At 43.2% G+C, this 2,000-nt stretch carries 3 protein-coding genes; all 3 read left to right on the top strand.

Going from position 1 to position 2,000, the window contains the following annotated elements; all coding sequences use genetic code 11:
• Window positions 1–118: 118 nt before the first annotated feature.
• Window positions 119–454 carry an IS66 family insertion sequence element accessory protein TnpA gene (gene tnpA, locus LIZ87_RS22005; RefSeq protein ID WP_227149219.1) on the top strand — a complete coding sequence of 112 codons (336 nt, stop codon included), beginning with the start codon at window positions 119–121 and terminating at the stop codon, window positions 452–454.
• Window positions 444–800: an IS66 family insertion sequence element accessory protein TnpB gene (gene tnpB, locus LIZ87_RS22000; protein ID WP_227149218.1), complete on the top strand. Its 357-nt coding sequence runs from the start codon at window positions 444–446 to the stop codon at window positions 798–800. Before tnpA ends, tnpB begins: the two co-directional genes overlap by 11 nt.
• Before the next feature lie 103 nt (window positions 801–903).
• Window positions 904–2,000: IS66 family transposase (locus LIZ87_RS21995; RefSeq protein WP_227149217.1), on the top strand; the 1,097-nt coding region annotated here is incomplete at its 3' end.

The raw sequence follows: 2,000 nt of genomic DNA, 5'->3' as shown, positions 1-2,000 counted from the left end.
GTAAATGGTATATAACTCGTCGACTTTCCTTCAACTCGATAATTCGAGATAATTGTGTGTAAAGTGGCAAAAGTGTGTTACACACTTTTCACGATCTTTACAACAGGAGGAAATGACAATGAACACAAAACTTGCTACTACTCAGATCCGGATTACCGAATGGGCTGCTATCATCAAAGACTGTAAATCCAGCGGGATGAAAGTCGATGACTATTGTCAACTGCATGATATCTCGCGGGATGCTTATTATTACTGGCTTCGCAAAGTCAAAACTGCAGCTCTGCAGCAGGTTGGATTTGTTGAGCTGCCTATGCCAGAGGCTAAGCCTGTTCCGACAACCGATTTTACTACTCAGATGGTTATTAAAGCTGCCGGAAATGAAATCAGTATTAATAATGACACTCCTACAGAATTAATTACCAGAGTTCTGGAAGTGATCCACCATGCTCAATGATGCGTCCGGTTTCAAACATGTATATTTGTGCGCCGGATACACCGATCTCAGAAAGGGGATCGAAGGACTGATTTCTATTGTATCTGCCACGTTCGGACTGGATCCTACAGATGCAGGCTCGATTTTCCTTTTCTGTGGCCGTAGAAACGACCGCATGAAAGCACTTCTGTATGAAGGTGACGGCTGGCTTCTGTGCTACAAACGTTTTACAGATGGAAAACTCCAGTGGCCACGCAGTACACAGGAAGCAAAAGAACTTACTCCACAACAGTACCGGTGGTTGATGGAAGGTCTTTCCATTGAACAGAAAAAAGTAATATCCAAGGTAAAACCAGAACTGTATTAATACAGTTTTTATCACGTACATCGACAGTTTTATAAGTATTCAAAATCTCAAAAAACAGCGTAAATATGCGGTTTTTCAGCTCATTCTGTGGTATAATGGACACATGGAAAACAATACTTTAACACTCGACGAACTGAATAAATTACCCAAGAATGCCATTGCTCTGCTGTATATGCAGATGAGTGAGAGCTTTGCGCTTCTGTCTGAGCAGAATAAAACAATCCAGAAACAGAACGAACTGCTGATCAAACAGACCGAAGACCTGAAAGAACAGCTTGCAATCCTCACACAGCACCGGTTTGGACGTAAGACAGAGTCTGAGAAACAGGTTCTCGGACAGCTTTCTTTCTCACTGGATGATATGTGTGTTGTCCTCAACGAAGCAGAAGTACTCATTGATAACGTGACTCCTCAGGAACCGGAGATTGAAAAAGTGATCGTCCGCCGTAAAAGATCCAAAGGAAAAAGGGATCTGAACCTGAAAGATATCGAAGTAGAGATTATTCAGCATGATTGTACGCAAGAAGAACTTCAAGCACATTTCCCAAAGGGATGGCATGTTCTTGAAGATGAAGTTTATAAGGAACTTCAGTATATCCCGTCCTGTTTTAAAGTATTGGAGCATCATGTGAAAGTATATGCCGGAAATCATGATTCCGGCAGCTTCCTGCGCGCAAAAGCACCGAACCGTCTTCTTTCCCACAGTATCCTTACTCCGGAACTGGCCGCAGCGGTATTCAACGCAAAGTATGTGAATGCAATTCCGCTCAATCGTCTGTCAGAAGAATTCCTGCGTAATGATGTAAACATCCCGAGGCAGGACATGGCAGGCTGGATGATCCGTCTTCATGAGTATTATCTTGGACCAGTACATGATATGATGAAAAAAGAGATCATGCGATCACATCATGTACATTGTGACGAGACACCTTTTATCATGCCGGAACACAGCAAAGAATACATGTGGGTGTTCCATTCACCTGGAGGAAACGGGACACATCCGCTCTTTCTGTATGAATATCTGGGAGGAAGGAACGGAACTGTCCTGCAGAACTACCTTGCCGGGTACAATGGGACATTGATCACAGATGGTTACCAACCATATCATACTCTGATGAAAAACAGTGATACGATCAAAGTTTCCGGCTGCTGGTCTCACGCCAGGCGAAAGTTTGCAGAGATTGTAAAAACAGCAGCAAA

Source organism: Lacrimispora sp. 210928-DFI.3.58, from assembly GCF_020554865.1.
Lineage (GTDB): Bacteria > Bacillota > Clostridia > Lachnospirales > Lachnospiraceae > Enterocloster.
The sequence above is the reverse complement of the archived record's forward strand: the minus strand, read 5'-3'. Positions and strand labels throughout refer to the sequence as shown.